This window comes from Micromonospora parastrephiae (assembly GCF_016802865.1).
Lineage (GTDB): Bacteria > Actinomycetota > Actinomycetes > Mycobacteriales > Micromonosporaceae > Micromonospora > Micromonospora parastrephiae.
The window spans coordinates 1-18,292 of sequence record NZ_JAEVHM010000117.1; the positions used below are offsets into that span (position 1 = coordinate 1).

The window sequence follows — 18,292 nt, forward strand, 5'->3', positions numbered from 1 at the left end:
CTCAATCTGCGCCCGCTCCGCGGACGACAACCTCTGCCCCGGCATGACTCCTCATCCTGACGAGAATCCACCCCGTTGCAACAACCACTTGAGCCCAAGCTCCCCGGACACCCCCATATCGCCGAACTGGAGTGGATCACACCTTCCGGCCCGGCGCGGATCGCGTCAACCGCGCGAGGCGGGCGTTATGTCCGATCCTGAGCGCTCCGGGCTGTGACCGGTCGCATCCGTGCGGCGGAATCGTGGCCGGCCGGGGGTCGTTACACACCCTGACGATCGCAGGACCACGGGCCGCCGGCTCGACCCCCCGCCGGGGTTGGAATGTCCCGCCCGGCCCGGTCGTTGCAGACCCCCGAACGAGATCGCAGGACCACGGCCCGCCGGCTGGACAGTCCGCCGGTTGGAATGCCCGGCCCCGCCCGGTCGTTGCAGACCCCCGAACGACCGAGGTCGCTGACCACCCCCCGAGCGACCGAGCAATCCCCGGGAATGACCCCCCGCCGGAGGTCGTTAAACCCGGTCCCGGCGCCGCGAGCCCCCGGCTTGCAGGCCGCCGATCCCTCGAAGACTTTTGTGCAGCGCCGGACGAGGTGCTCACGCCCGTGACCGCCGATCCCCTGGTTGGTGGCAGTGGGTGTTTCCTACCCCCGAAGGAGCTACCCCCATGAACACGATCATGCGTAAGAGTGTGCTGTCCGTTGCTGGTCTCGCGTTCGCCGGTGGTGTCTTCGCCGGTCCGATCGCCGCCCACGCCAACCCCGTGGAGGCCACGCCGGTCGCGGTCGCCGTGCAGAGCGCGGCGCCGAAGCCGCAGGGCGATCAGTCGCACATCACCGTCAATGACGAGCAGACCGCCAACGTCAAGGCGATCATCGCGGCGACGAAGAAGGCCGGCCTGCCCGAGCGGGCGGCGGTGATCTCGATCGCGACGAGCCTGCAGGAGTCGAAGTTGGAGAACCTGGGCCACTTGGGCGATGCCAACGACCACGACTCGTTGGGCCTGTTCCAGCAGCGCCCGTCCAGTGGTTGGGGTACGCCGGAGCAGATCACCGACCCGGAGTACGCGACGACCGCGTTCCTCAAGGGCCTCAAGCAGGTTGACGGTTGGCAGGACATGCCGCTGACCGACGCCGCGCAGACGGTGCAGGTGTCGGCCTACCCGGACGCCTACGCCCAGTGGGAGCAGCAGGCCACCGACCTCGTCACCCAGCACTGGAACAACTGACCACAGCAGCACGGCGATGGCCGGCACCCCGAACCCGGGGCGCCGGCCATCGGCATGTCCGGACCCGACCAGGCGCCAGACCGACTCCACGAGGAGCCGACAGCCTGCGGTCAGAAGAGGACCGTGGCGAGAGTGCCGATCGGCTGGAAGCCGCAGCGTTCGTAGACGCGACGTGCCGGCAGGTTGAAGTCGTTGACGTACAGGCTGACCGTGGGGGCGACCCGCAGCAGGGCGTCGCGGACGACGGCGGCCATCGCGGCGGCGGCGATTCCCCGGCCGCGCCACTCCGGCGCCACCCAGACGCCCTGGACCTGCGCTGTCCGCTTCGTCACCACCGCCAACTCGGCCTTGAACACGACCTTGCCGTCGACGAACCGGGCGTACGCCCGACCGGACCGGACCAGGTCGTTGACCCGACGACGGTAGCTGCGCCCGCCGTCCTCGATCAGCGGGGAGACGCCGACTTCCTCGGTGTACATGGCCACCGCCGCAGGGAAGAGCCGGTCGACCTCGCCGGCGCGGACCTGGCGTACCTCCGGGTCGGCCGGTACGGGTGGCAGCGTGTCGGTGGCGAGCAGCGGCTGGTTGGGGCGGATGTCGCGTGCTGGCCCCCAGGTGTCGGAGAGTCGGTCCCACAGGCCGAGGACGGCGTCGGCTCGACCGACGATGGAGGAGCAGAGCCGTTCCTCGCCGGCGAGCAGGTCGGCGAAGGCGGCCACCGCGGCTTCGGTGGCGAGGACCGGGGTCAGGTTGCCGCCGAGCCAGCAGAGTGATTCGAGGTTGCGCCGGGCTCCGTACCCCAGGATTCTGCCCTCGGCCCGCCACCATGACAGTCCACGCGCGGCGATCCGCTCGGCGACCTGCGCGCCCGCGAACGGGTCCAGGTCGAGCAGTCGCTCGACCGCGCGGCGCTCCGATTCCCCCAGTTGCCGTACCGGCACCGTCAGCACGACTACCAGCCTGCCAGATCGACCCCCTGCTCGCCGGGCGAGTGGCGAGTCCGACGGCCTCGGCAGGCAACTTGACGCCGAGCCTTGTCGGCGATGCATTGCCGATATATCGTTGATGCATCAGCGACAGTACGACGAAAGGACAAAGCCGATGAGGTTCCATCGACAGCACCACGCGATGCACGAGGCTCGGATGCGTGGATTCGGCTTCCCGCCGGTCCCGCCCGGCCACGGTCACGAGCACGGACACGGCGGCCCCTGGGGCGGCCGCGGTCGGGGCCGGGGTCGGGGCCGACGCCCCAACGTCCGGGCGGCCGTGCTGGCTCTGCTCACCGAGCGGCCGATGCACGGCTACGAGATGATCCAGGAGATCGACTCCCGCACCGGCGGTGCGTGGCGGCCGAGCCCGGGCTCGATCTACCCCACCCTCCAGCTGCTGGAGGACGAGGGTGTGATCGTCGCCAGCACGGAGGAGTCCGGCGGCGGGCGCAAGCGGTTCACGGTCACCGAGGCCGGTCAGGCGGAGGCCACCGAGGCCGCGCAGACCCCGGCGTGGGCGGACGTCGCCCAGGGCACGGTGAGCAGCTGGCACGACATCCGCGACTCCGGCGCGCAGGCGATGAACGCGCTGCGGCAGGTCATGATGAACGGCACCGACGACCAGCGTGAGCGGGCCGCCCAAGTGCTCGACGAGACGCGGCGCAAGCTGTACGCGATCCTCGCCGAATCCGAGTGACCCGCTGCGGCGGCAGCACCGGAAAACCACGAAAGCGGCCGTCTCCCCCACGGGAGACGGCCGCTTCGCGTACCGAACGGGATCAGTGCACGGTGACGGTCGGGCCGGTGACCAGCCCGCGCAGCTCCTCGGGAAGCTCGGCACCCATCTCGTCGGCGATCCGCAGCGCCTCCTCGATCAGCGTCTCCACGATCTGCCCCTCGGGCACCGTCTTCACGACCTGCCCCTTGACGAAGATCTGGCCCTTGCCGTTGCCGGAGGCGACGCCGAGGTCGGCCTCGCGGGCCTCGCCCGGCCCGTTGACGACACAGCCCATGACGGCCACCCGCAGCGGCACCGGCAGCCCTTCCAGACCGGCGGTGACCTCCTCGGCGAGCTTGTAGACGTCCACCTGGGCACGCCCGCAGGACGGGCAGGAGACGATCTCCAGACCGCGCTCGCGCAGGCCCAGCGACTCCAGGATCTGGTTGCCGACCTTGATCTCCTCGACCGGCGGGGCGGACAGCGACACCCGGATGGTGTCGCCGATCCCCTCGGCGAGCAGGGCGCCGAAGGCGACCGCCGACTTGATGGTGCCCTGGAAGGCCGGACCGGCCTCGGTGACACCCAGGTGCAGCGGGTAGTCGCACTGCTCGGCCAACTGCCGGTACGCGCGGATCATCACGACCGGATCGTTGTGCTTGACCGAGATCTTGATGTCGCGGAAGCCGTGCTCCTCGAACAGCGAGCACTCCCACAGCGCCGACTCGACGAGCGCCTCGGCGGTGGCCTTGCCGTACTTGGCGAGCAGCCGCTTGTCGAGCGAGCCCGCGTTGACGCCGATCCGGATGGGCGTACCGGCGGCGGACGCCGCTGCCGCGATCTCCTTGACCTTGTCGTCGAACTGGCGGATGTTGCCCGGGTTGACCCGGACGGCCGCGCAGCCGGCGTCGATGGCGGCGAAGACGTACTTGGGCTGGAAGTGGATGTCGGCGATCACCGGGATCTGCGACTTCTTGGCGATCGCCGGCAACGCCTCGACGTCGTCCTGGGACGGCACCGCCACCCGGACGATCTGGCAGCCGGACGCGGTCAGCTCGGCGATCTGCTGGAGGGTCGCGTTGACGTCGGAGGTGAGGGTCGTGGTCATCGACTGCACGGACACCGGCGCGCCACCACCGACCGGGACCGAACCGACCATGATCTGGCGGCTGGACCGGCGGGGAGCGAGCGGCGGGGGCGGTACGGCGGGCATACCGAGACGGACAGCGGTCACTTCAGCACTCACCTTGGGAAGAGCGTGATCGGGTTGACGACGTCCGCGGTGATGGTCAGCAGCGTGAACACGCCACCGATGAGGATCACCACGTACGTGAAGGGCATCAGCTTGAGGTAGTCGACCCGCCCGGGGTCGGCGCGGCCGATCCGCGCGTACAGCCAGGAGCGTGCCCGTTCGAACCAGGCGATGGCGATGTGGCCGCCGTCCAGCGGGAGCAGCGGCAGCAGGTTGAACACGCCGATGAAGAAGTTCAGCGAGATGAACAGCGTCACGAACAGCAGCCACGCCTTGTTGGCGAACGCCTCGCCGCCGAGCCGGCTGGCGCCGACGACGCTGATCGGGGTGTCCACGTCACGTTCGCCGCCGGTGATGGCGGTCCACAGGGCGGGCACCTTCTGCGGCAGCCGCTGCAACGCCTGGACGGTGCCGACGGCCAGTTCGCGGGTGAAGTCGGCGGTGGCGCCGAACGCGGCGACCGGCCCGTACGTCACGCGGGTCGGGGTGGTGGGCACGAGGCCGACGCCGAGTGCGGCGACGGGGGCGACGGCGCCCTTCGGGTCGTCGAGCGGCGGCCGCTGGGTCTGCGCGAGCACCGTGCTGGTCGTGCCCGGCTGCCCGTCGCGGACGTAGTCGAGCTTTGCGGTGTCGCCCGGCTTGAGCCCGCGCAGTGCGACGAGCAGTTCGCCGTAGTTGTTGATCGGCGTGCCGTTGACCGAGGTGATCCGGTCGCCGTCGCGCAACTGCGCCTGGGCGGCGGGGCTGGCGGCGTCGCCGGGGGCGCAGGCGCGGGGGGCACTGTCGGGGATCACGCAGTCGGACAGCGCGATCACCGCCGGCTCCTGACGGATCTCCGCGTCGGTGGTGGGGAAGTCCTGGTTGGGCAGGCCCAGGGAGACGGCGGCGATCCAGATGGCGATCAGCGCCAGCACGAAGTGGGTGATCGAGCCCGCGGACATGACGATCGTCCGCTTCCAGACCGGGTAGCGCCACATCGCGCGCGGCTCGTCGGCCGGGTCGACGTCGTCGTCCTGCGCGGTCATGCCGACGATCTTGCAGAAGCCGCCGAGCGGGATGCCCTTGACGCCGTACTCCGTCTCACCCCGCTTGAACGACCAGAGGGTGGGGCCGAAGCCGACGAAGTACTTGGTGACCTTCATCCCGAATGCCTTGGCGGTCACCATGTGACCGGCCTCGTGCAGGCTCACCGAGACGAGAATGGCCAGGGCGAAAAGCGCCACCCCGAGCAGGTTAGCCATCAAGCTCCTTCCACCGAACCCGCGATGATCTCCTGGGCGTGCGCGCGCGCCCACGACTCGGCCGCGAGCACGTCCTCGACGGTACCTGGTTCGGCGAAGTCCGGAGCGTCCTCCAACACCCGTTCGAGGGTGTCGACGATCCCCAGGAACGGCAGCCGACCGGCCACGAACGCCGCCACGCACTCCTCGTTCGCCGCGTTGTAGATCGCCGGGCGGCAGCGCCCGGCCTCCCCGGCGGCCTTGGCCAGCGCGACGGCCGGGAACGCCTCGTCGTCGAGCGGCGCGAACTCCCAGGTGTGCGCGGTCGTCCAGTCGACCGCGGAGGCGGCGTCGGGCACCCGGTCCGGCCAGCCGATGCCGAGCGCGATCGGCAGCCGCATGTCCGGTGGGCTGGCCTGGGCGATCGTCGACCCGTCGACGAACTCGACCATCGAGTGGATCACCGACTGGGGGTGCACCATCACGGTGATGTCGGCGTACGGCACGTCGAACAGCTCGTGCGCCTCGATCACCTCCAGCGCCTTGTTGACCATGGTCGCGGAGTTGATCGTGACGACCGGCCCCATGTTCCACGTCGGGTGCGCGAGGGCCTGCTCGGGTGTGACCTGCGTCAACTCGTCGCGCCGCCGACCCCGGAACGGGCCGCCGCTGGCCGTGACGACCAACCGGCGCACCTCACCACGCGACCCGGACCGTAGGCACTGGGCCAGCGCCGAGTGCTCCGAGTCGACCGGGACGATCTGCCCCGGCCGCGTCACCGCGGCCTTGACCAGCGGGCCGCCGGCCACGAGCGACTCCTTGTTGGCCAACGCGAGGGTACGACCACCGCGCAGAGCGGCCAGCGTGGGAGCGAGGCCCAGCGAGCCGACCACCCCGTTGAGCACGACGTCGCACGGCCACTGCGCCAACTCGGTCATCGCGTCCGGGCCAGCCACGATCTTGGGAAGCTTGAAGTCGCCGGTGGCCCAGCCGCGCCGACTCGCCTCGGCGTAGAACGCCAGTTGGAGGTCCTGCGCGGCGGACGCCTTGGCCACCCCGACCGCCTCGACGCCCAGTTCGAGGGCCTGCGCGGCGAGCAGCTCGACGTTGCCGCCGCCCGCACCCACCGCGACCACCCGGAACCGGTCCGGGTTGCGCCGGACGATGTCGATGGCCTGCGTGCCGATCGAACCGGTGGACCCGAGCAGGACGAGGTCGCGGGGGGAAGTCACCCGGCCATTCTTCCCCACCGCCGCTGTGCGCCCGCTGGGAGCCTCAAGCGTTTCCGTCCGGCTTGTCTTCGTCCAGCAACTCGGCCGGGTCGATGGAGAAGTCGAACGGCTCCCGCATCGCGAAGGTGCTCTCCGCCGCAGCGGCGGCCAGCGGCCGGTACTCCCCGTCGACCAGCTCGAACAGGGCCATGGTCGGTACCCGGTTGCGCAGGTCCACCCGAAGGAAGAACGGCATCCCGGCAGCGATCTCCCCCAACATCACCGCCTCGGCGATAGGCACCGTCGTGCGGCCGCCCCCGATCTGCGCAGCACAGCGATGTCTGGATGAAGAGATCATCGCCGGAGAGGACGTTGATCTCTGGATAGACCCAGAAACCGGCCTTCGCGCAGCGCGGTGCAGTACGTAGGGCAACTCCCGCTCGACCGACTGATGATCGATTCAGCCCGCACGGTCATCGCACACCGAGTCCGTCTGTCCGAGATGACTGCACCGCAGCCTCCTCGGTCGCACGACGGCCAGCCAGACCGCTGCTCCGACGCTGAGGACGGCCAGCAGGGACAGCAGCACCAGGGCCGGGTTGACCCAGGCGGGCACCAGATCGTAGGTGGCGTTGCATCGATCGTGGAGGGGGAACCATCGCGACGACTCACGCCAGTGCGCGGCGCGGTAGGCCGTGTCGTAGGTGACCCCGGCCTGTCGGCAGGACTCCTCCGAGCTCATGAAGGGACCCGCGAACGCCCCGAGGAACCACGTGACAGCGGTGGCGACGATCGAGAGCCCGGCCGTCGCGACGAACCAGCCCGGAGTCTTCCATCGGCCGGTGACCCGCCACCTCGACGCAGTCGCCCTCGCCGCCGGATCGGCTCGACGTGCGCCAGACTCCGTCACCCTGGCTGTCGTCGTGTAAGACACCTCGCCCCCTGGTCCGGATTCTGCCGCGAAAGATTGCATTGGGCCAGCAGCGAAACGACCATCGTGGACATCACGACAACAACTCGGGACGGTCGCTCCCGTGAGCGTTATACCTCAGAGTCATATTTATGCCTCTGAGGAATAGCGCCCGTCGAGAGGTGGCCGCCCGGACGGGAGGACCGTGGGCCTGTCGACGAATTGCCGCCGCCGACCTACGTCACCACGGAGGACGTCGTGTTCGCGCTGTGGGCGGTCACCGTGCACGCCCCCGGGCGGCCCGACGGTGAGCGTTGCCGCAGCCTCGACGAGATCGACTCGGTCTTATGGAACTCGGGGTGTCCGCAGTCCGCGGACACCCCGATTCCCTTGAAACCGTGTTGATCAAGCGGCGAGCTAGCCGCCGTTGATGACGAACTGCGAGCCCGGCTGGATGACGATGTTGCCGTCGGCCGAGTTGGTGATGGTCACGTTGGTCAGGTTGGCGTTGCCGCGCGCACCGCTCATCGCGAGGATGCCGGCGCCGTTGTTGGACTTGTCGATCCGCACGTTGGTGATGGCGACGTTCGGCATGTTGCCGCCGCCGTTCTTGAACTGGATGCCGTCGTACGTCGAGTCGATGATGTCGGTGTCGCGGATCGTGACCCCGACGATGTCCCTGGTGGCGGGGAACAGGGTGATGGCACCGAACTCCTGGTCCTCGTTCCAGAAGGCGCCACCGGTCCGGTAGAGCCCGTTGTTGGCGATCAGCGTCGTCCCCGAGAACGGCAGCGGGTCGTGGTCGGTCGCCAGCATGATGCCCGGGTAGTTCGCCGTGTCGTAGATCAGGTTGTTCTCGATCGAGTTGCCGTAGCCGCCGTAGATGGCGATACCGTTCGCCCGCCAGGGCAGCTGGATGGTGTTGTTCACGAAGTGGTTGTCGTGGGCGATGTCGACGGTGCGGTCCTTGACGTACGGGTTGGCCCAGACGGCGAGCGCGTCGTCGCCGGTGGTGCGGAACGACGAGTTGAACACCCGCGAGTTGCGCGTGCCGTTGCTGAAGTTGATGCCGTCGGCGTACGTGTCGCGGATCCGCATGCCGGTGAACTCCAGCCCGTCGGCCGGCCCCCAGAGTTCGGGGATGTTGTCGTAGTCGCGGCCCACCCAGACACCCACGTTGGCGTGTTCGATCCAGACGTTGCTGATCCGGGTGCCGGTGCCGAAGCGACCGTTCAGACCGACGCCACCCTCGGCGTTGCCGTCACCGCCACGGATCCGGCCGGAGCCGAAGATGGCGATGTCGGAGATTTGGGTGTTCTTGTCGATGTCGAAGCCGAAGTTGCCCTCGTGCGGGTGGTTGATGCCGCCCACCACGTTCTGCGGTTCGGTCAGCGTGTAGAGCTGCGAGTGCCACATGCCGGCGCCCCGGATGGTGACGTTGCTGATGCCGACCTGGTTGTGCGTACCCCGGTTCAGTGGATCGTCGGTCAGGATCTTCTGCTCCTGCCGCCACTGCCCGGCGGGGATCCAGACGCAGCCGATCACGCCGTTCTGGTCGTCGGTCACCGCCCGCTGGATGGCGGCGGTGTCGTCGAGCCCGTCGTTCGGGACGGCGCCGTACGCGGTGATCGAGGTGCAGCCGGCCGGCTGACTCGCCGCCGGTGCCACCTGCTCCAGGTCGATCATGTCGATGACGTAGAACGAGGCCGTGTCGCCGGCGTCGCGCTGCAACCTGAACCGGGTGCCGGCCGGGTACGACTGCGCCAGCAGCGCGTTCGACTCGTCGAACAGCCGCCGGGCGTCGGCCTGCGGCGTGTTGGTGAGCGCCTCCGGCCCGTCGGTGTTGCCGTAGAGCCAGCTGTGCCGCGACGACAGCGTCAACTTGCGGGAGAAGACGTCGTTGACGTAGAGGCTGATGGTCGCCTCGATGCCACCGCCACCGGGCGCGTCCGGGATGGAGTTACGCACCACGATGGAGTTGGCCTGGTTGGCCGAGGTGAACTCGACGAACTGGCCGGTGCTGGTGAGTCGTACCGACTTGCGGCCGGAGGACTCGCTGGCGAAGTTGGTGTGGCCGAAGGTGCGCAGCGGGTCGGTCTCCAGCAGCGTGCCCTGGTAGCGGCCGGCCTCCGCTTCGTACGAGACGTACGGCACGGCAGCCCCACGGCCGACCACGATCGACTGGCTGAGCGCGTTGTTGCTCTCGTTGGTCTCGGCGACCACGTTGGTCGCGTCGGCGGTGGCGGTGATGGTGGCGCCGCCGCTGGTGGCGGTCCAACTGCCGGTGACGGCCACGTTGACCGTCGCGCCGGCCGCGATCGAGGCGGTGGTGGTGTTGAGCGTGGTGCTGCCCACCACCAGCCGGGTGACCGTGGTCGCGCCGGTCGCGGTCGTGCCGCGGTTGCGCACGGCCACGGTGAACGTGACGGACGCCCCGACGGCCGGGTTCGGCGGGTTCGAGGCGATGCTGAGCACCTGGAGGTCCGGACCCGGGGCCTGTGCGACAACCAGCGGTGACGGCGCCGTGAGGCTGTTGTTGCCGTTGTTCTGCTCGACGATCGTGTTCGTCGGGTCGACCACCGCCGAGACGGCGTAGCTGCCCATCGGCCGGGTGCCGGCGTTGAACGAGACAGTGGTCGAGACGCCCGCCGCGAGCGCGCCCACCGTGGCGCTGCCGACGACGGCGCCGGCCAGGCTGAAGTTCACCGTGGTGGCGCCGGCGGCGGCCGACCCGATGTTCTGCACGACGGCCGAGAGGGTGACCGGGCTGACCTCGCTGGGCGACGCGGGCGACCAGGTCAGCGAGCTGACGACCAGGTCCGGATTGGGCGCCGGGGTGCCGCACACCTCAAGCTCGGCCACCTGACCCGACGGGGCGCCGGTGTTGCCGGTGAACCGCAACTGCACGTCCGCGGTGGTCGCGGTGACCGGGATGGTCACCACGTTGGAGCCCTGGACGAACTGGTAACTCGCCGCCGCCACCAGGCTGGTGTACGTGGACGACGCCTGGTCGCGGCCGAGGACCTGGATGGTCTGGGTACGGGTGCCCCAGGCCGGGTCCGGGTTGAGCTTGACGGTGACGCCGGAGATGGAGTGGTTCGCGCCCAGCGCCACGGTGAGGTTCTGCGGGTAGCCCGCCGCGCCCTCCCAGTAGGTGCTCAGCTGCCCGTCGTTCGCCTTGTCCGGGGTGAAGCTGAAGGTGGAGCCGCTCGCCGTCATGCTCTTGCCCTGCGCCACGTTGGTGCAGGCCGGCGGGTTGCTACCGGTCCGGGTGACGGTGTTGCTGTTGCCGGACAGGTTGCCCGCGCCGTCCCGGGCACGGACGTAGTACGACACGGTCGCGGTCGCCGGTTGGGTGTCCTGGTAGGTGAGGACGGTGCCCAGCGTCGCGATGAGGTTGCCGGCGCGGTAGACGTTGTAGCCGGCCAGCCCGCTGCCGCCGGAGTCGGTGGAGGCGCCCCAGTTCAGCGTGATCGTGCTGCCCGACGTGCTGTGCGACAGCGTCCCCGGGACGCTCGGCGCGGTGGTGTCACCACTGCCGGTACGGGTCACCGTGTTGCTGTTGCCGGAGAGGTTGCCGGCGGCGTCGCGCGCCCGGACGTGGTACGACACGGTTGCCGTGGCCGGCTGCGTGTCGTTGAAGGTGGTGACGTTCCCGACGGACTGGAGGAACGCGTTGTTGCGGTAGACGTCGTAGCCGGCGATCCCGCTGCCGCCCGCGTTGTCGGTCGACGCGACCCAGTTGAGCGTGATCGTGGTGCCCGACTGGGTGTACGAGAGGTTGCCCGGGACGCTCGGCGCGGTGGTGTCCGGGGTGGTTCCGCCGCTGCCGTACACCTCCAGCTCGGAGAGCTGCCCGGCCGGCCAGCCGCTGTTGGCGGTGACGTTGATGCGGACGTAGCGGGTGGCGGTCTGGCTGAAGTTGATCGTGACGGTGTTGCCGCTCGCCGGGTTGAAGGTGTACGTCTGCGACCCGACCAGGTCGGTGAACGACGACCCGGTGGCGCTGCCCTGCACGCTCAACGTCTGCGTACGGGTGGCCCACCCGGAGGTCGGCAGCTTCAGCACGACCTGGTTGACGGACTGCGATGAGCCGAGGTCGACCTGAACCCACTCGGGGAAGGAGTTGTTGACGCTCTCCCAGTAGCTGCCCGCGTTGCCGTCGACGACCTTCGACGAGTCGTAGACGTCGGCGTGGCCACTCTCCTGGGTGGGACGACCCTGGGCGAGGTTGGTGGCGGCCGGGGCGAAGGCGTTGCTCGACGTGGCCGTCGTCGCGGCGGGGCGGGCGGCGCCGGCCGGGTTGGCCACGGCCGTCGCGCCGGCCGTGGCGATCATCGTGGCCGCGACTGTCGCCGCCACCATCCTGAACGGATTCGTTCGTCTCATCACTGTCCTGTCGTTGGGGGACGGTCGCCGCGGGCGGCGCGACCACGGTGGGGTGTGAGTCGGTGGGGGTGTGGGTCGGCCCATGGCCGGTCGAGGTGGGGCCGCCGGTGCCGCGGGGGCAGCACCAGAGACGCAGTCCACCGGATTTTCCGAGTTCGCGCGGGAATCCTGCACGGCTTTGTCGAAATCTTGCGCGACTTTGACCAGAGATTACTGACGTGCTACGAGGGCGTCAACACTTCGACCACCGTGACTATCGATGGCCTTGCCTGCGGGGGTCCTCGCCGCACAGTCCACACACGTTCGGGGAAGCTGCTGCCCCGACTGGTCGGAAAGGCAGCAGCTTCCCCGAAGTTGCGCCGATCTCGCGCTACCGGGATGCCGGAGCGTTTACACCGACGGCGCCGCCAGGACGAACGTCTCCAGCCCCTCGCCGCCGTACCAGTCGCTGCGGCGGCCCACGTGCGTCATGCCGAGCCGCCGGCAGACCGCCATCGACGCCTCGTTGCCCGGGGTCACGACCGCGTGGATCTGCGCGGTGCCGGCCGCGAACTCCCGTGCGACGAGCGCGCGGGCCGCCTCGGTGGCGTAGCCGTGCCCCCACGAATCCGGGTGCAGGTGCCAGCCCACCTCGATGTCCCCGGTACGCCGCGTCCGGTCGCGCCCCGGCAGCGGCATCAGCAACGCCGTCCCCGCCACCAGGCTGGTGTCGCGCACCTCGATCGCCCAGGTGCCGTACCGGCCGTGGTCGGCGGCGTGCCGCTCCCGCCAGACATGCAGCCGCTCGGCGGCCTGCGCCGGATTGGTCATCGGCAACCCGGGTGACACGCCCAGGAACCGGGTGACCTCGGAGCGGCTGTACATGTCGTAGATCCGGGCCAGATCGGCCGGATCGGCGGTCCAGTCGCGCAGGATCAGGCGTTCGGTGGTGAGAACAGTCATGACCGGCGATCTTAAGGAGTGGCGGACGCGGCATCAGGGAAAGAGATCACGATGGGCAGCGGTTGGCAGCGGGCGAAGCGGATCACCAGTGCCGCGTTCCGTCCGGTGCGGGGACGGGACCTGTCGCTGCACGCCGCCGCGATCACCTTCTACGGGGCGATCGCGGTGGTACCGGTCGCCCTGCTGGCGATCTGGCTCACCTCGCTGCTCGCCGGAGCCGACCGGGTACGCCGGCTCACCTCGTACGCCGTGGAGGCGTTGCCCACCGCGATCGGCGCGCCCCGGGCGGTGGACGCGCTGGTCAACGCCGGGGTGGAGTTGACCCCGCTGCTGGCCCTGGCCTCGCTGCTGCCCGCGTCGCTGTACGGCGAGGGGCTGCGCCGGGCGTTCGTCTCGGTGGCGGCGCCCCGCACCGACGAGCACCTGGTGGGTTGGCGAGGCCGGCTGCTGCTGCTCCCCCTGCTCGCGCCGGCTCCCGCGCTGCTGCTGTCGATCCTGCTGGCGCTGCCGCTCACCACCGGCCTGGTCCGGCAGGGCGGCTGGGTCGGCGCGCTGGGTGTGGTGCTGTCGTTCCTGGCGGTGTGGCTGGTTCTCACGCCGGTGCTGGTGTGGGTGTTCCGGGTGGTCGGGCCGGCGTCGCCGGACTGGCTCTCCACCCTCGGGATCGGGTCGTTCACCGCGGCGAACCTCTCCGGATTCCTACACGGCTTCGTGCTCTTCGCCTCGCTCCCCCTCGACCTGGGGGTGCCGTTCGGTGGCTTCGACGAGATCGGCGCCGGCGTCGCCGTGCTCCTGTGGCTCTACCTGTTCCACGTGATCGTCCTGGCCGGCTACTCCGCCACCCTCGCCCTCTCCCGCTGGCGCGCCCAACGCGCCCCCCAGCCAATTTGATCAAGAGGTTTGCGTCATCCGGACGGCGTCTGCTGACGCAAACCTCTTGATCACCGCTGTCAGGGGGGTGAGGGGTGGGGTGGTGGGACTAGGCTGCGGCGGCATGAGCAGTGAGATTCCGGCCCGCGCCGACGTCGTGATCGTCGGAGCCGGGCACAACGGCCTGGTCTCCGCCGTCCTGCTGGCCCGCGCCGGACTGGACGTCCTCGTGCTCGAGGCGGCCGATGTCCTCGGCGGCGCGACCCGCACCGAGAATCCGTTCCCGAAGGTGCCGGGGCTGCGCCACTCCACCGGCTCGTACCTGCTCGGGCTGATGCCACCGGAGCTGCTCGCCACGCTCGACGTACGGATCCCGGTGCTGCGCCGCGACCCGCACTACTTCCTGCCCACGCCGGGCGGGCTCGGCTCGCCGTACCTGCTCTTCGGCAGCGACACCACGGCGACCCGGGCGCAGCTCGCCGAGTTCTTCTCCCCCGCCGACGTGGCCGCCGACGACGCCATGCAGACCGAGTTGGCGGCGCTGCGCGAGGACCTCGCCCCGGCCTGGCTGGCCGAGCCGCTGGACGTGCGCGAGACCGCCGAGCGGTACGTCCGCCCCGCGCTGCGGCAGGTCTTCGTCGACCTCGTCCAGGGTTCCGTCGCCGACTACCTGGCCCGGTTCGAGTTCCGCTCCGAGCTGCTGGTCAGCATGTACGCGGTCACCGACGGCCTGTCCGGGCTCAACGCCGGCCCGGACGACCCCGGCACCGGCCACAACTTCCTCGTGCACAACATGTGCCGGCTGCCCGGCTCGGGCGGCACCTGGATGATCGCCGAGGGCGGCATGGGCACGGTCTCGCGCACCTTCGCCGAGGCGGCCCGCGCCGCCGGGGCGACCATCCTGACCGGTACGCCGGTGAGCGCGGTGACCCTCGACGGCGGCGCGGCCAGCGGGGTCGTGCTGGCCGACGGTCGGCAGGTCGCCGCCCGGGTGGTGCTCGGCGCGTGTGACCCGTACCGGCTGATGGACCTGTTGCCCGACGGCGCGCTGCCGGCGCCGCTCGGCGAACGGATGGCGGCGGTCCGTCGCCCCGGCACCACCCTCAAGCTCAACCTGGCGCTCACCGGGCTGCCGCGGTTCTCCTGCCTGCCGGCCGACGCGCCGAGCCCGTTCGGCTCGACCATCCACCTGCTGCCCGGCTCCGCGTCGCTGGTCGGCGGGGACGCCACCTCGCCGATGACCGCGCTGCGCGCCATGTGGGCGGACGTGCGGGCCGGGCGGCTGCCGGCGGAGCCGACCATCGAGTGGTACCTGCACACCACCGTCGACCCGTCACTCTCCGACGCCGCCGGGCACCACTCGTCGGCGCTGTTCGTCCAGTCGGTCCCCTACGAGCTGGCCGGCACCACCTGGGACGCGGCGCTGCCCGGCTACGTCGACCGGCTCATCGGGATCGTCGAGCGGTACGCCCCGGGCACCGCCGACCTGATCGCCGACGCGGTGCCGCTGCCCCCGCCGGGCATCGAGGCGCACTTCGGCATCACCGGCGGGCACATCCACCACGTGGACAACACCGTGTCGTTCACCGACCGGATGCCCTACGCCACCGGCATCGACGGCGTGTACGCGGGCAGCGCCGGCTGCCACCCGGCCGGCAGCGTGATCGGCGCCGCCGGCCACAACGCCGCCCGCCGCATCCTCTCCGACCTAGCCTGACCCCGACCCCCCGCGCCGGTCGATCATGGAGTTGTGGTGCCCGTTATAGGACGCGCAGCGGTGTTTGTCACCCACCACAACTCCATGATCGACCGGGGTGTGCGGGGTTTGCGGGTTAGGACAGGGCCTCGCCTGCCGGGGCGGGGGTTTCCGCGTCGACGCGGTGGGCGCGGACCTTGTGGCCGACGCTGGTCAGGCAGCGGCCGCTGGGCAGGTCGAAGCGCCAGCCGTGCAGCTGGCAGGTGAGCTGGTCGCCCTCGACGATGCCGAAGCGGGTCAGGTCGGCCTTCAGGTGCGGGCAGCGCCGCTGCACCACCCAGTCGCCCAGGGTGATGTCCTCGGCGTCGGTGGTGCGCTCGTGCTCGTCGTACCAGCCCTCGGCGTACTGGAGCCGCTCCTCGGACAGGCACTTGAAGAACGCGTAGACGAATTCGTTGTACTGGCCGATCCGGGCCGCCGAGAACCGGCAGGACAGGAAGAGCGAGTTGACCCAGTCCACCTCGTCGATGAACAGCAGGTGCTCGATCAGCGCCCGCTCGGTACGGAACCGGTAGCGGACCTTCTCCTCGGCGTACGGGCGGACCTCCTTGCCCGGGAAGTCCACCACGATGGATTCGACGCTCTCGCCGTCGTAGCCGACCAGGTCGAAGCGGACCGGACCGCCCACCCCCTTGGCCAGGTAGATCGACTCGTCGAGCAGCGGCTCGATCCGGCGCTTCATCTCGCCGAGCACGTCCACCTCGGGGTGCCGCCAGGACGCCTTCTCCGCCTCGATGATCGGGCGCTTGCGCTCCCGCATCTCCTCCAGGTGGGCGACCTTGTTGGCGAAGAACTCGTCCACCGGCACCGGGTGGGTGGTGCTCGCGCCCTCGGTGGTGACCTCCGCGACGCTGCCCGGCAGCAGCACGATCCCGTTGGTGCCGCCGACCTTGGCGTACTCCGACAGGAAGACCGACTGGTCCGGGAAGATGTTGCCCTCGTCGCCGTGGATGTCGTTGAACTGCCACAGCGCGTCGTCGAGGAAGCACGGCGGACCGGCGATCGGGAAGACGTGGTCGGCCTTGAGGTCGTCGATGTAGCGCCACGTCCGGTCGAACTGCCGGTCGCGCTTCTGCTTGCCGAACGCGGTCTTCGCCGCCTGCGGCAGCTCGTAGACCATCGGATACCAGATCGCCCCGGAGAACTGGAGCAGGTGCGCGTGCACGTGCCCCAGCTCGGCGAACACGCTCAGGTCGGTGGGGCGGGCGTCGTTCTGGTTGAGCAGCCGCACCCCGTCGTACTCAACCCAGAGCGACGAGTCACCGATCGGGCCGTCGGTCGGGCTGGTCAGCGCCTGAATCATGATCTTCAGACCGCCGGGCAGCTCGACCACCTGCTCGTTGGGCGCCTTCAGGAACTTCGTGAAGCCCAGCGCCCGGAACTCGTCCTCCATCTCCGAGGTGGGGAACTCGGGAAGCAGGACCGTGGCGTCCTTCGAGACGAAGTCCCGCAGGTGCTTCGCGTCGAAGTGGTCCCGGTGCAGGTGGGAGACGTACAGGTAGTCGACCTGGCCCAGGCTCTCCCAGTCGAGCAGGGAATTGTCCGGGAAGGGGAACCATGAGGCGAAGTAGGCCGGATTGACCCACGGGTCGCACAGGATGCTGCCCGCGGCCGTGTCGATCCGCATACTGGCGTGCCCGGTTCCGGTCACTCGCACCGCACAGTCCCCCTCAAACAGACAATCAGGTGTACGCCAAACGCTACCGGAGGGAGTCTGACCGCCGCCCCGCGACGCCGGTAGTGCCGTCCGGCCTGGGCTGGCAGGGCCGACGGCCGGGAAACACCCACCGCGCCGCCCCGGGCAGGAGGCGTGCCAGACTAACCGGAGATCCGATCGCGAGGGAAGGACCGACAGTGGCAGGAAGCGAGCCGGTAACGTCGCCAGACCAGCACAAGCCTGGGCACCGGAAGGCCGGGCGCATCGGCGCCGTGCTGTCCGCGCTGGCGCTGCTGGCGATGATCTGCGGCAACCACGAGGGCAGGGTCGAGGACATCTGGCTGGTCGGCCTGGCCGCGCTGCTGCTGATCATCGTGATCGGCGACGCCGTGCTGCGGCGCAACGGTCTGCGTTCCTGACCCCGCCGGACGACCGACCGACGTACGTCGAGGGCCCGCCCCCACCCGGGGACGGGCCCTCGTCTCGTACGCGTCGGCTCAGCGGCCGAAGAGAATGTCCTGCACGTCCTTGAGCGCGGCGTCGACCTCGGCCTCGAAGTAGCCGCCCGGCACCAGACCGAACCGGAGCGTGTCCAGGTCCTTCGGGTTGACCGGCATCGGGTTGCGGCCCTGCATGCCGCCGAGCAGGGTCTCGAAGAACCGGTCCACCTGGTCCGGGTCGTACCCGCTGCCGAACCGGCGCACCTGGAAGCTGCGGCGGATCTGGTCGACCCGGTACAGGTCACTGCCGGGCGGGCCGGCCATCGGCGGACCTCCCACCGGCGGGCCGGCCATCGGGGGGCCGGCCACGGCGGGCGGACCGGCCATCGGCGGGCCACCGATGCCCGGCTGCGGCATCGGAGGCGGACCGGCCGGGCCACGGCGCATGTCGCGCAGGTCCCGTTCAGGCATCCGGATCTCGGCGGTCATGTCGGCGCGACCGTGCCGGCCGGCCTCGAAACCGTCGAACCGCGGCTCCTCCGGCGGGTAGCCACCGGCCGAACGCGGATCGTCGGGAGGCCCGTAGCCGCCGGGCACACGCGGGTCGTCCGGCGGGCCGTAGGACGCCGGGCATCCGCGGGTCGTCGGGAGGGCCGTAGCCGCCGGGACCGGCGGGCAGGCCGCGCGGCGGCACGCCGCCGTGTCCGCCCATC

15 protein-coding genes and 1 pseudogene are annotated in these 18,292 nt (G+C 70.2%); 5 read left to right on the top strand and 11 right to left on the bottom strand.

Annotated elements, in window-relative coordinates:
- Positions 1-664 precede the first annotated feature (664 nt).
- A complete protein-coding gene (locus JNW91_RS20930) occupies positions 665-1,225 on the top strand; it encodes a hypothetical protein (protein ID WP_203177202.1) in 561 nt (186 codons plus the stop codon).
- Positions 1,226-1,335: 110 nt separating this feature from the next.
- On the opposite strand, the gene JNW91_RS20935 is transcribed toward JNW91_RS20930, so the two are convergent.
- The gene (locus JNW91_RS20935; RefSeq protein ID WP_203177203.1) at positions 1,336-2,175 is read right to left on the bottom strand and encodes a GNAT family N-acetyltransferase; all 840 of its coding nucleotides are present in this window, start codon (positions 2,173-2,175) and stop codon (positions 1,336-1,338) included.
- 151 nt (positions 2,176-2,326) lie between these two features.
- On the opposite strand from JNW91_RS20935, the gene JNW91_RS20940 reads away from it, so the two are divergent.
- The gene (locus JNW91_RS20940; RefSeq protein WP_203177204.1) at positions 2,327-2,911 is read left to right on the top strand and encodes a PadR family transcriptional regulator; all 585 of its coding nucleotides are present in this window, start codon (positions 2,327-2,329) and stop codon (positions 2,909-2,911) included.
- Positions 2,912-2,993: 82 nt separating this feature from the next.
- On the opposite strand, the gene ispG is transcribed toward JNW91_RS20940, so the two are convergent.
- The 8 genes from ispG to JNW91_RS20980 all read right to left on the bottom strand — a co-directional run bounded on the left by ispG (position 2,994) and on the right by JNW91_RS20980 (position 12,856).
- Positions 2,994-4,166, bottom strand: coding sequence for a flavodoxin-dependent (E)-4-hydroxy-3-methylbut-2-enyl-diphosphate synthase (gene ispG / locus JNW91_RS20945; protein ID WP_203177205.1), 1,173 nt, complete (start codon positions 4,164-4,166; stop codon positions 2,994-2,996).
- Positions 4,167-4,174: 8 nt separating this feature from the next.
- Positions 4,175-5,425 carry a M50 family metallopeptidase gene (locus JNW91_RS20950; protein ID WP_203177206.1) on the bottom strand — a complete coding sequence of 417 codons (1,251 nt, stop codon included), beginning with the start codon at positions 5,423-5,425 and terminating at the stop codon, positions 4,175-4,177.
- Positions 5,425-6,636: a 1-deoxy-D-xylulose-5-phosphate reductoisomerase gene (gene dxr / locus JNW91_RS20955; protein WP_203177207.1), complete on the bottom strand. Its 1,212-nt coding sequence runs from the start codon at positions 6,634-6,636 to the stop codon at positions 5,425-5,427. Before dxr ends, JNW91_RS20950 begins: the two co-directional genes overlap by 1 nt.
- A gap of 43 nt (positions 6,637-6,679) precedes the next feature.
- Entirely contained in the window at positions 6,680-6,916 is a 237-nt protein-coding gene (locus JNW91_RS20960; protein WP_203177208.1) for a hypothetical protein, read from the bottom strand.
- 159 nt (positions 6,917-7,075) lie between these two features.
- Positions 7,076-7,357, bottom strand: a complete 282-nt coding sequence (locus tag JNW91_RS20965; RefSeq protein ID WP_203177209.1) for a hypothetical protein — start codon at positions 7,355-7,357, stop codon at positions 7,076-7,078.
- Positions 7,284-7,469 (bottom strand): hypothetical protein, encoded by a 186-nt coding sequence (locus tag JNW91_RS34010; RefSeq protein ID WP_407664363.1) that lies wholly within the window; start codon positions 7,467-7,469, stop codon positions 7,284-7,286. The genes JNW91_RS20965 and JNW91_RS34010 overlap by 74 nt, the downstream gene beginning before the upstream one ends.
- 473 nt (positions 7,470-7,942) lie before the next feature.
- Positions 7,943-11,914 (bottom strand): CARDB domain-containing protein, encoded by a 3,972-nt coding sequence (locus JNW91_RS20975; RefSeq protein WP_203177210.1) that lies wholly within the window; start codon positions 11,912-11,914, stop codon positions 7,943-7,945.
- Positions 11,915-12,304: 390 nt separating this feature from the next.
- On the bottom strand, positions 12,305-12,856 hold the full coding sequence (locus JNW91_RS20980; RefSeq protein WP_203177211.1) for a GNAT family N-acetyltransferase: 552 nt from the start codon (positions 12,854-12,856) through the stop codon (positions 12,305-12,307).
- A 51-nt stretch (positions 12,857-12,907) separates the two neighbouring features.
- Between JNW91_RS20980 and JNW91_RS20985 the strand changes: the two genes are divergently transcribed.
- Both JNW91_RS20985 and JNW91_RS20990 read left to right on the top strand, forming a co-directional pair.
- Positions 12,908-13,747, top strand: coding sequence for a YhjD/YihY/BrkB family envelope integrity protein (locus JNW91_RS20985; RefSeq protein WP_203177212.1), 840 nt, complete (start codon positions 12,908-12,910; stop codon positions 13,745-13,747).
- Positions 13,748-13,850: 103 nt separating this feature from the next.
- On the top strand, positions 13,851-15,443 hold the full coding sequence (locus JNW91_RS20990; protein WP_203177213.1) for a phytoene desaturase family protein: 1,593 nt from the start codon (positions 13,851-13,853) through the stop codon (positions 15,441-15,443).
- Between the two features lie 115 nt (positions 15,444-15,558).
- On the opposite strand, the gene JNW91_RS20995 is transcribed toward JNW91_RS20990, so the two are convergent.
- The gene (locus tag JNW91_RS20995) at positions 15,559-17,139 is read right to left on the bottom strand and encodes a Rieske 2Fe-2S domain-containing protein (protein ID WP_203177214.1); all 1,581 of its coding nucleotides are present in this window, start codon (positions 17,137-17,139) and stop codon (positions 15,559-15,561) included.
- Positions 17,140-17,336: 197 nt separating this feature from the next.
- On the opposite strand from JNW91_RS20995, the gene JNW91_RS33185 reads away from it, so the two are divergent.
- Positions 17,337-17,558: a DUF2631 domain-containing protein gene (locus JNW91_RS33185; RefSeq protein ID WP_151490290.1), complete on the top strand. Its 222-nt coding sequence runs from the start codon at positions 17,337-17,339 to the stop codon at positions 17,556-17,558.
- A 78-nt stretch (positions 17,559-17,636) separates the two neighbouring features.
- On the opposite strand, the pseudogene JNW91_RS21005 reads toward JNW91_RS33185, so the two are convergent.
- A pseudogene (locus JNW91_RS21005) lies at positions 17,637-18,292 on the bottom strand (DivIVA domain-containing protein); the annotation flags it as partial.